Origin of the sequence: Klebsiella sp. 2680 (genome assembly GCF_900198535.1) — a bacterium.
GTDB lineage: Bacteria > Pseudomonadota > Gammaproteobacteria > Enterobacterales > Enterobacteriaceae > Klebsiella > Klebsiella indica.
On the sequence record NZ_FZNJ01000002.1, the window covers coordinates 880,734 to 895,435 of the forward strand.

12 protein-coding genes are annotated in these 14,702 nt (G+C 53.9%); 8 read left to right on the forward strand and 4 right to left on the reverse strand.

Annotation, left to right across the window (positions count from 1 at the left end):
• Nucleotides 1–7: 7 nt before the first annotated feature.
• Both fruK and fruB read right to left on the reverse strand, forming a co-directional pair.
• Complete coding sequence (gene fruK / locus FN037_RS11455; RefSeq protein WP_138359999.1) at nucleotides 8–946, reverse strand: 1-phosphofructokinase; 939 nt, start codon at nucleotides 944–946, stop codon at nucleotides 8–10.
• Between the two features lies 1 nt (nucleotide 947).
• A complete protein-coding gene (gene fruB, locus FN037_RS11460) occupies nucleotides 948–2,078 on the reverse strand; it encodes a fused PTS fructose transporter subunit IIA/HPr protein (RefSeq protein WP_138360000.1) in 1,131 nt (376 codons plus the stop codon).
• 330 nt (nucleotides 2,079–2,408) lie between these two features.
• Here fruB and setB point away from each other — a divergent pair, with 330 nt between their 5' ends.
• A complete protein-coding gene (gene setB / locus FN037_RS11465) occupies nucleotides 2,409–3,590 on the forward strand; it encodes a sugar efflux transporter SetB (protein WP_142502278.1) in 1,182 nt (393 codons plus the stop codon).
• Nucleotides 3,591–3,622: 32 nt separating this feature from the next.
• On the opposite strand, the gene FN037_RS11470 is transcribed toward setB, so the two are convergent.
• On the reverse strand, nucleotides 3,623–3,877 hold the full coding sequence (locus FN037_RS11470; protein WP_142502279.1) for a YkgJ family cysteine cluster protein: 255 nt from the start codon (nucleotides 3,875–3,877) through the stop codon (nucleotides 3,623–3,625).
• Between the two features lie 148 nt (nucleotides 3,878–4,025).
• On the opposite strand from FN037_RS11470, the gene yeiP reads away from it, so the two are divergent.
• Nucleotides 4,026–4,598 (forward strand): elongation factor P-like protein YeiP, encoded by a 573-nt coding sequence (yeiP, locus tag FN037_RS11475; RefSeq protein ID WP_142502280.1) that lies wholly within the window; start codon nucleotides 4,026–4,028, stop codon nucleotides 4,596–4,598.
• 770 nt (nucleotides 4,599–5,368) lie between these two features.
• Here the strand turns inward: yeiP and uxuA are convergent.
• Nucleotides 5,369–6,559 carry a mannonate dehydratase gene (uxuA, locus tag FN037_RS11480; protein WP_142502281.1) on the reverse strand — a complete coding sequence of 397 codons (1,191 nt, stop codon included), beginning with the start codon at nucleotides 6,557–6,559 and terminating at the stop codon, nucleotides 5,369–5,371.
• 210 nt (nucleotides 6,560–6,769) lie between these two features.
• Here uxuA and FN037_RS11485 point away from each other — a divergent pair, with 210 nt between their 5' ends.
• The 6 genes from FN037_RS11485 (at nucleotide 6,770) to FN037_RS11510 (ending at nucleotide 14,696) form a co-directional block, all read left to right on the forward strand.
• A complete protein-coding gene (locus tag FN037_RS11485) occupies nucleotides 6,770–8,236 on the forward strand; it encodes a mannitol dehydrogenase family protein (RefSeq protein ID WP_142502282.1) in 1,467 nt (488 codons plus the stop codon).
• 119 nt (nucleotides 8,237–8,355) lie between these two features.
• Complete coding sequence (locus FN037_RS11490) at nucleotides 8,356–9,333, forward strand: CobW family GTP-binding protein (RefSeq protein WP_138360006.1); 978 nt, start codon at nucleotides 8,356–8,358, stop codon at nucleotides 9,331–9,333.
• Between the two features lie 42 nt (nucleotides 9,334–9,375).
• Nucleotides 9,376–10,083 (forward strand): phosphatase PAP2 family protein, encoded by a 708-nt coding sequence (locus FN037_RS11495; RefSeq protein ID WP_138360007.1) that lies wholly within the window; start codon nucleotides 9,376–9,378, stop codon nucleotides 10,081–10,083.
• A 427-nt stretch (nucleotides 10,084–10,510) separates the two neighbouring features.
• Nucleotides 10,511–11,083, forward strand: a complete 573-nt coding sequence (mepS, locus tag FN037_RS11500) for a bifunctional murein DD-endopeptidase/murein LD-carboxypeptidase (RefSeq protein WP_138360008.1) — start codon at nucleotides 10,511–10,513, stop codon at nucleotides 11,081–11,083.
• A 173-nt stretch (nucleotides 11,084–11,256) separates the two neighbouring features.
• Nucleotides 11,257–12,819: a cyclic di-GMP phosphodiesterase gene (locus FN037_RS11505; RefSeq protein ID WP_142502283.1), complete on the forward strand. Its 1,563-nt coding sequence runs from the start codon at nucleotides 11,257–11,259 to the stop codon at nucleotides 12,817–12,819.
• 71 nt (nucleotides 12,820–12,890) lie between these two features.
• Nucleotides 12,891–14,696, forward strand: a complete 1,806-nt coding sequence (locus tag FN037_RS11510; protein WP_142502432.1) for an extracellular solute-binding protein — start codon at nucleotides 12,891–12,893, stop codon at nucleotides 14,694–14,696.
• The last annotated feature ends 6 nt before the right edge of the window (nucleotides 14,697–14,702 follow it).

Genomic DNA, 14,702 nt, shown 5'->3' on the forward strand with positions numbered 1-14,702 from the left:
CCTGCTGTTAATTAAAGGGTTGTAAGTCGACGCGCGCCATCATCGCGGCCAACTGGGTACGATCGGTAATACCAACATTACTCTGACTCACCGCCAGTGCGGCAACGGCCGTTGCCAGACGCAACGTATGTTCGCTGGATTCGCGCATCAGCAGACCGTATATCAGGCCGCCAACCATCGAATCACCTGCGCCAACGGTGCTAACCACATCAACTGAAGGCGGTCTGGCTATCCACTCCCCGGATGCGTTAACCCACAGCGCGCCTTCTTCGCCAAGGGAGATAACCACGTGAGCAATCCCCTGCTCACGCAGAGCATGAGCGGCGTCAATCACATCTTTCATTTCGGGTAACTTACGGCCCGCCCAGATTTCCAGTTCGCGGCGGTTAGGTTTCACCAGCCATGGCGCCGCTTTCAGACCGGCAACCAGCGCTTCACGGCTACTGTCAAAAATAATGCACGGACACTGGCTACGCAGACGAGTCATCCAGTCAGTAAAGGCCTCCGGGCTCACGCCAGACGGTAAGCTGCCGCTTACACACACCATATCGAACTGACCCAGCCAGCTCAGGGAATCGTTAACAAAACGCTCCCAGTCGCCAGGAGTCACTTCAAAGCCGGAGAAGTTGAAGTCGGTCACTTCGCCGTCTTTTTCCGTCAGTTTGACGTTAATACGAGTACGCCCCTGAACAACCTGAAAACGGTTAGCGATCCCCAGTTCACTGAACAGTTGCTGAAAACCATCCTGATTGTCTTTGCCGAGAAAACCGCCAACGGTGACATCAATACCGAGATCTTTCAGCACTTTTGCAACGTTGATACCCTTCCCGGCTGCATGTAAACCCGTGGTACGAACAAGGTTGACCTCACCACGCTCAATATCCGGGGTAAACCCCACCAGATCATAGGCCGGGTTTAAGGTAATCGTTGCGACACGTCTGCTCATGTTATGCGCCCTCTCCAAGACCTGCGGCGATAGCCTCACCAATCGCATCCAGCGCCTGTTGCGCATCATCACCCTGCGCGGTAAAGCGTAAGCGGTGACCTTTCTTCACCCCCAGCGCCACAACTTTCATCAGGCTGCGGCCATTTGCCGGTTTACCCGAACCATCAAGGTTGGTAACGGTAATGTCGCTGGAGAATTGTTTAATGGTATTCACCAGCATGGTGCCCGGACGCGCATGCAATCCATGCTCATTGCGAATGACGTATTCAGCGCTAAGAACATCTTCAGCAACCGCGTCGTCGCTGGTCAGCAACGCCAGCAACGTGGCGGCATCAGCCTTCAGCAAACGGTCAGCTTTTTTGTCGAGCAGCAAATTGCTCAGACGATTAAGCACTGCGGTCGGCTGCTCATCGGCCATTGCCACGGTGATCAACAGGGAAACCGGCTCTTCATCGCAGGTAAACGCGTTCGCAGCGCGGCTGACGGCAATGGCGCTACGCAGGTTGCCTTCGCTACAGTCGTTCAGCCAGACGCCCTGGCCGAGGTTCAGCGGCTTCTCGTTAATCGTGCGGCTAACAAAGGCAGCATCCACCGCACCGCTCTCTTTCAGACGCGCGGCATTCAGCGCCTGCAGGGTCAGCAAATCGTTGGCGACAACATCCAGAACGAGGGTATCGTTATCCAGCTTCAGCACGTCGCTTTGCTTTTCCCCCATCAGCAGGGCGCGCAGCTCTTCAGCCGTGGTGGCGGCCTTAAGCTGTTCAGCAATTGAGTCGTCGCTCAGCACATGGGTCAGCTGACGCAGCAGGCCCAGATGTTCATCCGAGCTGGCGGCAATACCGATGGCGACATAAGCGATCTGCCCTTCGCCCCAGCTCACGCCCTGCGGGAACTGATAAACCTGAACGCCGGTTTTCAGCACCTGATCGCGGGTATCGGTGGTACCGTGCGGAATCGCAATACCGTTACCCAGGAAAGTGGACGTTTGCTGCTCGCGAGCCAGCATGCCGTTGACGTAGCCTTCAGCCACATTGCCCGCGCTGATCAGCGCGGAAGCAACCTGACGGATAGCCTCTTCTTTATTGCCGGCCTGCTGGCCGGGATGAATATCCTTCACAGATAACTGGAACATGGTTCTCCTCTCTTGCCGAATTGAATCGTTTCAGCTTATTTGGGAAAAAAGGCGTCACCTGCAGGCGGAATAAACCGAGAATGACGCTGAAACGTTTCAAGAATTTTGTACCTTTCGTCATCACCACGCAAGGAAAGTTAGCTGGCGGATAACAGAAGTTAGAGGTACAGCACATTTTTGCTGACGCGCAGGTGGCGAGACGGTCATATTTCAGCTTTTTGCTGAAGCTTGAATTTTGAAACGTCTTTTTAATTTATTCGTGCCTTGCCACTATTCATTTTCTGACTGACGGCGTAAACTCCGCGACACCTGAAACCAACGAAAACCGATATGCAACACAGTAGCGCCGCCCTCCCCAGACACGGGTTTGATTTGACCTCTTCCGCCTTCCTGCTCGTTGCCTTCCTGACGGGCATCGCCGGGGCGTTGCAAACACCTACTCTGAGCCTGTTTCTGACCAATGAAGTCCATGTCAGGCCAGCCATGGTCGGCTTCTTTTTTACCGGCAGCGCGGTAATCGGTATTCTGGTAAGCCAGTTTCTCGCCGGACGTTCGGATCGCAAAGGCGATCGTAAACAGCTTATTGTTTTCTGTTGCCTGTTAGGCGTGCTGGCCTGCCTGTTATTTGCCTGGAACCGTAACTACTTTATTCTGCTGTTTGTCGGCGTATTCCTCAGTAGCTTCGGTTCGACCGCGAACCCACAGATGTTCGCCCTCGCCCGTGAACACGCGGATAAAACCGGCCGGGAAGCGGTCATGTTCAGTTCGATTTTACGCGCTCAGGTATCGCTCGCGTGGGTGATCGGCCCGCCGCTGGCCTACGCGCTGGCGATGGGTTTCGGCTTTACGGTGATGTATCTCAGCGCGGCAATCGCCTTCGTGATCTGCGGCGCGATAGTCTGGTGCTTCCTCCCCAGCATGCGCAAAGAGCCGAAGGTCGCCACCGGTCACCTGGAAGCGCCGCGAACTAACCGTCGCGATGCGCTATTACTGTTTGTTATCTGTACGTTGATGTGGGGAAATAACAGCCTGTACATCATTAATATGCCGCTGTTCATTATTGATGAGCTGCATTTGCCGGAAAAACTGGCTGGTTTGATGATGGGAACCGCTGCCGGACTGGAAATTCCTGTCATGCTGATTGCGGGTTACTATGCCAGACGCTTTGGCAAACGTTTCCTGATGCGCGTATCGGCTGTGGCGGGGGGGCTGTTTTATAGCGGAATGCTCACCGCGCATACCCCTGGGCTACTGCTGGCCTTGCAGATGCTCAACGCGATATTTATCGGGATTCTGGCCGGGATTGGCATGCTCTATTTCCAGGATCTGATGCCCGGGCAGGCCGGCGCGGCAACGACCCTCTATACGAACACCACTCGCGTCGGCTGGATTATCGCCGGTTCGCTGGCGGGCGTGGTGGCGGAAATCTGGAGCTACCATACCGTATTCTGGATCGCCCTGGCGCTGGGCATCATCACGCAGGTCTGCCTGTGGCGTATTAAAGATGTATAAGGCGCGATAGCGGAACGCTGCGGCGCATGGCATCACGTTGAAGTGAGTTGTTCGAGATGAAGAAGCCAGCTCATCGCTTCATCGCGCGTCGTGGCGCACATTTCCACTTCTGGCCGCAGGCTGGCACAAACTTTAGGCCTTAACGGCGAGCCAAAGATATTGCAACGGTTGTCTTCCGATAGCTGTATACAGCGGGTATTCGCCGGCTTGCCCTGCGGCATACCGGGGATGGGGCTGGAGATAGAAGGCGCGATACAACACGCCCCACAGCCGGGGCGGCATTCCATAATCGACTCTTCCGCTAACGTTTTTGGCGACCCAGCCTAAACGTTTTCCCTGAAGATAGCAAAACAGACGAATTCCGCTTGCCTGAAAGGCCCGGCGCGAGTAGTTTTACGCGATATTTTCGACCCTTTATGTGACAGGATTACCGCAATGCCAAGAGCGAATGAAATTAAAAAAGGTATGGTGCTGAATTACAACGGCAAACTGCTGATTGTTAAAAATATTGATATTCAGTCACCGAGCGCCCGTGGCGCAGCGACGCTGTACAAAATGCGTTTCTCGGATGTCCGCACCGGCCTGAAAGTCGAAGAGCGCTTTAAAGGCGATGATATTGTCGATACGGTCACCCTGACTCGCCGCTCCGTTGACTTCTCCTATATCGACGGCAACGAATACGTATTCATGGATAAAGAAGATTACACTCCCTATACCTTCACCAAAGAGCAAATCGAAGAAGAACTGCTGTATATGCCGGAAGGCGGCATGCCGGATATGCAGGTTCTGACCTGGGACGGCCAGTTGTTGGCGCTGGAGCTGCCGCAGACGGTTGATCTGGAAATCGTTGACACGGCGCCGGGTATTAAAGGCGCATCCGCAAGCGCCCGTAACAAACCGGCGACCCTGAGCACCGGTCTGGTGGTTCAGGTGCCTGAATATCTGAGCGCAGGCGAGCGTATTCGGATTCATATTGAAGAGAGCCGTTATATGGGGCGTGCGGACTAAGCCCGGCGGCTTTTGCAGTGGATTTACGCAGAATGTAAAACACGCATGCGGGGCGTTTTTGCTCGCCCCACATGCGGTTAATCGGCAATTGTCTGGAGGCTGAAGGTCATCCATAACATCCCCTCTAATGCTGATCGGTTCAGCGAGTCATCGACGTTCTCTTCTGCTTTTTTATTCAACGGTAATCGCTTTTTCGGTGGTTTTAGCGAACATGGCGCATTTTTACTTCCCCCAGGTGATTCAGTGGACTGTTCCGTTCACCGTCAGTACGAAGATATATGCCGTCCCTGCAGCCTGTGAACGGCATGGGGGCGTTTCGCTCGCCCCCATGACCCCCGGCATTGCGCTGAAAACCTGCCGCTGCGCGGTCCGCTCCACTCCGGCTTCATCTGGCGGACCGGGCGGGACTCGTGATTACTCGTCCCATCCCTGGGACTCGCCCTTCCAGGGCCAGCGCAAGCGCTGTTCAAAATTGCTCCCGGCAATTTTGTCCCTGTCTCGACACGCCCTCTGGCCGCCGTCCTGGCGGCCAGTCCTGGATGCGCGCCTGCGTTCCCGCCAGGTTTCCTTGATGCGCCCAACCCCCTTGCGGTGAGCCAACAATCAATCTGTTACTCTCCCGGCGCTGTAGCTCATAAAAAACCGACGATACCGTCAGTCCTGTCACCCCATCAGGCCGTTCGCTAAAACCACCATTTAACGGAACCGCTCAGCCTGCCATAAACGCGGCTGACCGCCCCTTAACTGATCGCATTAACCCGCACCCGGCACTACAGCAGCTCAGGATACTTCGTCATCTTCAGCGCCAGCTCAACGCCACGAACCTCCGCCATTCCCTTTAAACGCCCAATCGCCGAATAGCCCGGATTGGTTTTCTTCCGCAGATCGTCCAGCATTTGATGACCATGATCCGGACGGAATGGAATCGGACGCAAATCGCCCGCACGCTTGCGGCGCAATTCTTCACACAGAATCGCATTCACTACCGCCACCATATTCACATCCCCGTCCAGGTGCGCGGCTTCATGAAACGTGAGCGGATTAGCTTCCCGACAGGTTGAACGCAAATGGGTGAAGTGGATACGATCACCAAAGGTTTCAACCATTTTGACCAGATCGTTATCTGCGCGAACGCCGTAAGAACCTGTACACATAGTAAACCCATTATTAATGCTATCTACCGTCGTTTTCAGCCATTGCATATCTTCAATGGTCGAGACGATGCGCGGCAGACCAAGAATCGGCCGCGGCGGATCGTCCGGATGAACCGCCAGACGCACGCCAACGTCTTCGCATACCGGAACAATCGCGCGCAGGAAGTACGCCATGTTTTCCCGCAACTGCGCTTTATCAATATTGTCGTATTCCGCCAGCCGCGCACGGAATTGATCGAGGGTATAACCCTCTTCCGCCCCCGGAAGACCAGCAATAATATTGCGGGTCAGCTTTTCCACTTCCGCTGCGCTCATCGCGGCGAAACAGGCCTGCGCCTGCCGCCGTTCTTCTTCGCTATAATCCCGCTCCGCGCCCGGACGCTTGAGAATGTGCAGTTCGAAAGCGGCAAAAGCGATCTGGTCAAAACGCAAAGCTTTAGAACCGTCCGGCAACTGATATTCAAGATCGGTACGTGTCCAGTCGAGGATCGGCATAAAATTGTAGCAAACGGTATCAATGCCGCAGGCCGCCAGATTGCGGATACTTTGCTGATAGTTGGCGATCCAGACGGCAAACTGCCCGCTATGGGTTTTAATCTCTTCGTGAACCGGAATGCTCTCCACCACTGACCACGTGAGTCCTTTTTCCGCCAGCAGCGCCTGACGCTTTTTGATCTCATCCACCGGCCAGACATGCCCGTTAGCAATATGATGTAACGCCGTCACGACCCCCGTCGCTCCCGCCTGTCGGACATCATCAAGCGATACCGGATCATTTGGCCCATACCAACGCCAGGTTTGCTCCATCGCGTTCCCCTTAAAAAGTTGTTATACCAATATAGTGTTAACCACGCATGACGACTACCATACATGCTTCTCAGCTATAATCAATTTAGACGACAGAATTGATTGATCAAGCTCACATTAAGCGGATAAATACGGCTCACCAATTTCATTTCTTGTCATATAACTTTACACTGCCGGATGTTAATTATCGGTTAATCAGGTGTATTGAGAATGATGACTATTGCCACAACCACGCTGCCGAACAACGTACAGCTCCCACGCTATGACCGTAGCCAATTATGCTCGCGTATTGTGCATTTCGGTTTCGGCGCTTTTCATAGGGCGCACCAGGCGCTACTCACCGATCGGGTGCTTAATGCCAGCGGTGGAGACTGGGGGATTTGCGAAATTAGCCTGTTCAGCGGCGATCGGTTGATGAGTCAGCTTCGCCAGCAGGATCACCTGTTTACCGTGCTGGAAAAAGGCGCCGCGGGCAATCAGCCGATCGTTGTCGGTGCCGTGCGTGAATGCCTGAACGCGAAGCTGGATTCACTGGCTGCCATTATTGATAAATTTTGCGAACCGCAGGTTGCCATCGTCTCTTTGACCATCACCGAGAAGGGTTACTGCATCGATCCCGCCAGCGGTCTGCTGGACATGACGCAACCCCGTATTATTCATGATCTGCAAAACCCCACGCTGCCGCAATCGGTACCCGGTATTCTGGTCGAAGCGTTGTCCCGTCGCCGCCAACGGGGACTGCCGCCGTTTACTATCCTCTCCTGTGACAACATCCCGAATAATGGACATGTGGTAAAGAACGCCGTTCTGGGAATGGCCGAAAAACGCGACCCGGAACTCACGCAGTGGATTGCAGAACGCGTCAGTTTTCCCGCTACCATGGTTGACCGCATTGTGCCTGCCGCCACCGATGCGTCGCTGGCGGAAATTAGCGCGATCCTGGGAGTGGAAGACCCCTGCGCGATCAGCTGCGAGCCTTTTATTCAATGGGTCGTCGAAGATAACTTCGTTGCCGGTCGTCCGGAATGGGAAAATGCTGGCGTACAGATGACCGATAATGTTCTGCCGTGGGAACAGATGAAGCTGCGGATGCTCAATGGCAGTCACTCGTTCCTTGCCTGGCTCGGTTACCTGGCCGGGCATACGCATATTAGCGACTGCATGCAGGACCCGGTTTTCCGCAACGCCGCCTACCGCCTGATGCTTGATGAACAGGCGCCGACTTTATCTATCAAAGGCGTCGATCTGACGGCCTATGCTGACAGCCTGATCGCGCGCTTCAGCAACCCGGCGCTGAAGCATCGTACCTGGCAAATCGCCATGGACGGCAGCCAGAAGCTTCCGCAGCGTATGCTTGATGGTATTCGCGTCCATCTTGACCGTGGCAGCGCCTGGCCGCTACTGGCGCTCGGCGTCGCTGGCTGGATGCGCTACGTCAGCGGTACTGACGATGCCGGAAACGCGATTGATATCCGCGATCCGCTGGCCGATAAGTTACACACTTGCGTTTCCGGCAGTAACGACCAACAGCGCGTGGCCGCCCTGCTCTCGCTGACCGAGATCTTTGGCCATGACCTGCCGCAGAATCCACAGTTTGTTGCCCAAATCACCGCCGCATGGCAGCAACTTACGAGATCAGGCGCCCGCCTGGCGATTGCCGCCACACTGGATTGTTAACAATTTCTGCCTTTTAGCGGGCAGCTTACTTTTCTGTCCGCCGTAAGACTTCTCTTTTTTCCTTTTTTTCGTCAGGATAGTCTCAACTGTTACAACATTACATGTATCCTGGAGAAAAAGTGACCAAAACAAACTTGATCACGGGGTTTCTCGGCAGCGGCAAGACGACCTTGATCCTGCATCTGCTGGCTCACAAGCCCGCGGATGAAAAATGGGCTGTGCTGGTCAACGAGTTTGGCGAAGTCGGCATTGATGGCGCGCTGCTGGCCGAGAGCGGCGCCTTACTCAAAGAGATCCCCGGCGGCTGCATGTGCTGTGTTAACGGTCTGCCAATGCAGGTTGGTCTCAATACGCTGTTACGTCAGAACACGCCGGACCGTCTTCTGATTGAGCCGACCGGACTTGCCCATCCCAGGCAGCTCCTCGATATTCTGACCGCTGAAGTATACGCGCCGTGGATTGACCTGCGTGCCACCTTATGCGTACTGGACCCGCGTCAATTGCTGGATGAAAAAATCGTGACCAACGAAAACTTTCGCGATCAGTTGGCTGCCGCTGATGTCATTGTCAGTAATAAAGCCGACCGTTCGACTGACGAAAGTCAGCGGGCGTTTACGACGTGGTGGCAGGCCTGTGCCGGAGAGCGCCAGTATGTCAGCGCAACGCAGGGCGATATCGACCCAACGTGGCTTGATTTACCGCGTCGCAATATCGCGCCACTCCCTGAAAGCGCAGAGCACATCCACAACCACGGGCAGAAAAAAGGTCTCGCGGCGCTTAGCCTCCCGGCACATCAGCGCTGGCGCCGTTGCCTCAATAGCGGCCAGGGCTATCACTCCTGCGGCTGGATTTTCGATGCCGGAACCCTCTTCGACACCGTTGGTCTGCTCGAATGGGCGCGACTGGCCCCGGTCGGGCGGGTGAAAGGCGTGATGCGTATTGCTGAAGGACTGGTGCGCATTAACCGACAGCAGCACGATCTGCATATTGAGACACAAAACGTCGCTCCGCCGGATAGTCGTATTGAGCTGATTACGGATACCGATACGGACTGGAACGCGCTGCAGGCCTCTTTGTTGAAGCTTCGTTTAAGTTAAGGCGGCTATGGTTGCCATCGTTTTATACAATACGCGACAGTTATGATTAAAAATCGACTCCCCCTCATCCTGCTGCTGAACGCGGCCGGTATAGCGCTATTTTGTTCATGGTATCTTCCCGCTAACCATGGTTTCTGGAATCCGCTGGATTCGGCAATCTTCCATTTCTTTAACCGCGAGGTTGGCGTCAGCGCCGCGTATACCTGGACGCTGGCGATTATCAACAACCGCGCATTCGACGCCTGTTCGCTGCTGGCAATGGGCTGCCTGATGCTGAGCTTTTGGTTAAAAGAACAGAGCGCCGGACGCCGCCGGATCATTATCATCGGTCTGGTGATGCTGCTTGCTGCCGTTATCATCAATCAACTGGCTCAGCATCTGATGCCGGTCAAGCGCGCCAGCCCCTCCCTCTCGTTCACCGATATCACGAAAGTGAGTGATGTCATTGCATTTCCGACCAAAGATGCCTCTAAAGATAGTTTCCCGGGCGATCACGGTATGATGCTGCTGATTTTCGTCGCCTTTATGTGGCGTTATTTTGGCCGTCGCGCATTTGCCATTGCGCTGGTGATATTTGTGATTTTTGCTTTTCCGCGTGTGATGATTGGCGCTCACTGGTTTACCGATATTGCCGTCGGCTCATTAACCGCCGTGCTTATTGGCGCCCCGTGGGTATTGATGACCTCGCTGAGCGATAAGCTGATTAACTTATTTGATCGTTATCTGCCCGGTGGGAAGACGAAAAATTAAAATCTCCATTACAATGAATTAATATCATTCATAAGGGATCGTTCTGGGTCCCTTTTTTTATTGGCCAATGCGTTCTCATTCGCCATCATCGTCCAGTCACATTAATCATGATAAAAATGAATAAATTGCATATTTTTCACTCGCCATTGTCGCTCTTTTAGCCTTTCCCGCCGCGCTACTTTTTGTCACAAAAATTCTTATAAGAAAATGCGCAAAACCGCTCGCCATCCCCCGTTCGATCGGGTAACCTCGATCTCGTTTTGTCTTCTCAGCAACAGCAATTCGCCGGGTAAATAAATTTGTGCGTCGGGCCACAGTTTTGTGTTTAAGGAATTGTCTCATTGCAGGCAGCTATTTAGGCTCTAACACGTTTGGCATTTTTTTATAACGACTTTGTCGTTAAGGACAACAAGGGATAACACACAGCATGGTCAAATCTCAGCCGATTTTGAGATATATCTTGCGGGTCGCCCCCGCGATTGCAGTTGCGGTTCTGCTTTCTGCGTGTAGTTCTTCAAACAGTACCGCCAGAAATATGCATTCTGAGACGCTTGCTGTGGGTAGTGACGATTTATCATCACTGCAAGCCTCTCAGGATGAATTTGAAACAATGGTTCGCAACCTGGACGTCAAGTCCCGCCTGATGGACCAATATGCCAGCTGGAAGGGGGTTCGCTATCGGCTTGGCGGCAGCACGCGTAAAGGCATTGATTGTTCTGCCTTTGTGCAACGAACGTTCCGTGAGCAGTTCGGTCTGGAATTGCCGCGCTCAACGTCTGAGCAGCAGGTTTCCGGGAAATCCATCAGCCGTTCACAGCTGCGTACAGGTGATTTAGTCCTCTTCCGCGCCGGCTCAACCGGTCGCCATGTAGGCATCTACATTGGCAATAATCAATTCGTTCATGCCTCCACCAGTAGCGGTGTGACGATTTCCAGCATGGATGAGCCGTACTGGAAAAAACGCTACAACACAGCGCGACGCGTGTTGAACCGCTCATAGTCTCTTCTGACGTTGGTTAATCCCTTGGCCAACGGCAGAAAAACACTGCTCCGGCAGTGTTTTTTTTTGCCCGCCTGCCAATAAACCGAGTAAAATAACCCTGCATTTGAACAGGGATAGAAACGCGTTTTCCATCAGCCCTGGTATGACCAAATAACACGGACTGACTTATAATGCCAACCTGTCACTTCTCTCCCCGACGTAAAATCTGGCAGACCAGTATAGGTATCGGTTTCGCTGCCGCCCTGCTGGCTGTCTGTATCCAGTTGATGGTGATTTATCACAATCGGGAGGAGCGTTTTGACGCCATCATCACCCATGTTCACGCTTATCTGAAACACTATTTCCACGATTTAAGTCAGACTATTGATGAACTGCAACCCCAGGTAAATCAGTCCTGTGGAAACATTGTCTCCGGATTAACGGCCCATGCGGCGTTTAGCCCAAACGTACGCGCCTTTCTGCTGGTAAAAAAGGGGCGCGTGTTTTGTTCTTCCGCAACTGGCGCAATGAACACGCCTTTGAACCAGTTAATCCCGCAGCTTAATATGACGAAAGCAGTCGATATGGCCATGTTGCCTGGGACGCCCATGATGCCGCAGAGCCCCGCACTGGCGATGTGGGTCCGCAGCCCACAAGGCGGGAAAGACGGTATATTTGTCGCGATTAATGCCAATCAGATGTCGAACATTCTCTATTCAGCACGACAGAGTGATTCCAGCGGCCTGGCCCTGGCCATTAACCACTCGGCCATCTCCACTTTCAGTAACCGGCTTGTCGACCTGCAGACGCAGCCCGCGCGCCCCATACGACAGGCGCAAATTGACGGCCTGCCGCTGAAAATCTATCTCTATGGCAACAAGTGGCTGACGGAAAACCTCTCGTTTGCCCTGCTGCCGGGCATAATATGCGGTCTCCTGGCCGGACTTTTAAGCTATTACGTTCTGACAACCAAATCCGACCCGCGTAAGGAATTACTGCTGGCAATCAAAAACGAGCAATTTTACGTTGTCTATCAACCCGTCGTGAAGTCTGACACGCTTCAAATCAGCGGGCTTGAAGTGCTGCTGCGCTGGCGGCATCCGGTGAGCAGAGAGATCCCACCCGATGTTTTTATCAACTTTGCCGAAGCCCAGCAGATAATTATTCCCCTTACCCGCCATCTGTTAAAACTGATTGCCCGTGATGCGCCAACGCTGCAACGCCTCCTGCCGGCAGGCAGCAAGCTTGGAATAAATATTTCCCCTGCCCACCTGCATGCCGATAGCTTTCGGCAGGATCTTCAGCAGTTCGCCGCCGCTATGCCCGCCAACCACTTTACCGTGGTGCTGGAAATAACCGAACGCGCGATGATCGACAAAAATCGTTCGCTGGAGAACTTCGACTGGCTACACGAACAAGGCTGTGAAATTGCAATTGATGATTTTGGCACCGGCCATAGCGCGCTAATTTATCTGGAGCGCTATAACTTCGACTACCTGAAGATTGACCGCGGCTTCGTTCAGGCCATCGGAACCGAGACCGTCACCTCGCCAGTGCTGGATGCGGTCATCATGCTGAGCCGCCGTCTGAAACTCGCCACCGTCGCCGAAGGCGTGGAAACACCGGAACAAGCTGAATGGCTGCGCCAGCGCGGCGTACACTATCTGCAAGGATACTGGATAAGTCGGCCGCTGACGCTGGAGGCGCTGATCGCCGCCCGCCATGAGCCGGCAAAATATTTCACAACCTGCTGAGTGTCCTTTATTATTCCGCTATCAGCAGCCAGTCCGCTTCAGGCCTGTTATTGGAGGACGATATCCTGGTTATTTTTGTACGTTTCAGCCTGATACTGCTGACCTTATTTAGCCTGCATAGCCAGGCGCAAGCAATTAAAGAGAGCGACTCATTCGCCATTATCGGCGAGCCCAAATACGCCGCGGGCTTTACGCACTACGATTATGCCAACCCCGATGCGCCGAAAGGCGGCACGATTACCCTTGCGGCAATCGGTACTTTTGACAACTTTAATCGCTACGCCATGCGTGGAAATCCGGGGGTTCGTACCGACGCGCTATACGATACCCTGTTCACCTCCTCTGACGATGAACCGGGCAGCTACTATCCGCTCATCGCCGAACATGCCCGTTATGCCGATGATTTTTCCTGGATGGAAATCACCCTCAATCCGCGCGCCCGCTATCACGATGGCAGCCCAATAACCGCCAGCGATGTCGCTTTTACTTTTCACAAGTTTATGACCGAGGGCGTTCCGCAGCTTCGCCTCTACTATAAAGGAACCACGGTGAAAGCCATCGCCCCGCTAACGGTACGTATTGAGCTGGCGAAACCGGGCAAAGAGAACATGCTCAGCCTGTTTTCCCTACCGGTGCTGCCGGAAAAATTCTGGAAAAATCATAAGCTCAGCGATCCGCTCTCCTCTCCGCCGCTGGCCAGCGGTCCTTATCGCGTGACGGCCTGGCGAATGGGCCAGTTCATCACCTATTCGCGAGTAAAGGACTACTGGGCAGCCGATTTACCCGTCAATCGCGGACGCTGGAATTTCGACACCCTACGTTACGACTACTATCTGGATGACAACGTCGCTTTTGAAGCCTTCAAAGCCGGCGCTGTCGACCGCCGTGAAGAAAGTGTCGCCAGAAACTGGGCTACCCGCTATGTCGGGCGTAACTTTACCCGCGGCTATATCGTCAAAGACGAATATACCAGCACTTCCGCACAGAACACGCAGTGGCTGGCCTTTAATATCCAGCGTCCGGTATTTGCCGACCGCCGGGTACGCGAAGCCATTACCCTCGCCTTTGATTTTGAATGGATGAATAAAGCGCTGTTTTATCACGCTTACAGCCGCGCCAATAGCTTCTTTCAGAATACGGAATACGCCGCGCGCGATTACCCTGATGCCGCCGAGCTGGCCCTGCTGACGCCGCTGAAACACGAGATCCCTGCCGAGGTCTTCACGCAAATATATCAACCACCGGTTTCCAGCGGCGATGGTTTCGAACGCGCAAATCTCCTTAAAGCGGATGCCATCCTTAATCAGGCGGGCTGGGTGGTAAAAAACCAGCGGCGCGTTAACGCGCAGAGCGGCAAACCATTACGCTTTGAGCTGCTGCTTCCCTCCGGAAGTAACGATCGCTGGGTTCTGCCCTTCCGGCACAATCTTCAGCGGCTCGGGATCGTGATGGATATTCGCCAGGTCGATAATTCCCAGTACAGCAACCGTAAGCGCAGCCGGGATTACGATATGATGCCAACCGTCTGGCTCGCCACGCCCTGGCCCGGCACCGATCTACAAATCTCCTGGGGCTCGGAATATATTAATTCCAGCTACAATGCCCCTGGCGTACAAAATCCGGCCATTGACCAGCTCATTGCGCAAATTATTCGCTGGCAGGGCAATAAACAAAAACTGCTGCCGTTGGGTCGGGCGCTTGATCGTGTGCTGACATGGAACTATTACATGCTGCCGATGTGGTATATGGCGCAGAATCGAACCGCATACTGGGACAAATTCTCCTTTCCGCATACGCGCCCGGTCTACTCATCCGGTTTTGAAAACTGGTGGTACGATGCAAGCAAAGCGGCCAGACTCCCTGCGGACAGACGTTAAGGAATT

Excerpts from the sequence above, each read along its gene's own strand:
- fruK (WP_138359999.1), bottom strand. The coding sequence starts at position 946 with ATGAGCAGACGTGTCGCAACGATTACCTTAAACCCGGCCTATGATCTG.
- fruB (WP_138360000.1), bottom strand. The coding sequence starts at position 2,078 with ATGTTCCAGTTATCTGTGAAGGATATTCATCCCGGCCAGCAGGCCGGC.
- setB (WP_142502278.1), top strand. The coding sequence starts at position 2,409 with ATGCAACACAGTAGCGCCGCCCTCCCCAGACACGGGTTTGATTTGACC.
- FN037_RS11470 (WP_142502279.1), bottom strand. The coding sequence starts at position 3,877 with ATGGAATGCCGCCCCGGCTGTGGGGCGTGTTGTATCGCGCCTTCTATC.
- yeiP (WP_142502280.1), top strand. The coding sequence starts at position 4,026 with ATGCCAAGAGCGAATGAAATTAAAAAAGGTATGGTGCTGAATTACAAC.
- uxuA (WP_142502281.1), bottom strand. The coding sequence starts at position 6,559 with ATGGAGCAAACCTGGCGTTGGTATGGGCCAAATGATCCGGTATCGCTT.
- FN037_RS11485 (WP_142502282.1), top strand. The coding sequence starts at position 6,770 with ATGATGACTATTGCCACAACCACGCTGCCGAACAACGTACAGCTCCCA.
- FN037_RS11495 (WP_138360007.1), top strand. The coding sequence starts at position 9,376 with ATGATTAAAAATCGACTCCCCCTCATCCTGCTGCTGAACGCGGCCGGT.
- mepS (WP_138360008.1), top strand. The coding sequence starts at position 10,511 with ATGGTCAAATCTCAGCCGATTTTGAGATATATCTTGCGGGTCGCCCCC.
- FN037_RS11505 (WP_142502283.1), top strand. The coding sequence starts at position 11,257 with ATGCCAACCTGTCACTTCTCTCCCCGACGTAAAATCTGGCAGACCAGT.